Consider the following 238-nt stretch of genomic DNA (forward strand, 5'->3'; position numbering starts at 1 on the left):
GGCGTTGCAGCCCAGCACCAGGCGGCCCGCGCGCACGCTGCCGTGGGCCGTATGCACGGTAACGCTGGGCCCATGCTCGATACGCAGCACCGGGCTTTGCTCGAAAATGCGCACGCCCAGGGCATGGGCGGCGCGGGCCTCGCCCTGAACCAGGTCGAGCGGGTGCAGGTGCCCTGAACCCATGTCCACCAGGCCGCCGGCGTACCGGTCGCTGGCGACGATCTCATGCAACTGCCCG

1 protein-coding gene is annotated in these 238 nt (G+C 71.0%); it reads right to left on the minus strand.

Features of this window, described 5'->3' with window-relative positions:
* Positions 1–238: FAD-dependent oxidoreductase (locus RRF55_RS27835; protein ID WP_439419275.1), on the minus strand; the 238-nt coding region annotated here is incomplete at both ends.

This window comes from Klebsiella sp. K47 (assembly GCF_051858335.1).
Lineage (GTDB): Bacteria > Pseudomonadota > Gammaproteobacteria > Enterobacterales > Enterobacteriaceae > Klebsiella > Klebsiella pneumoniae.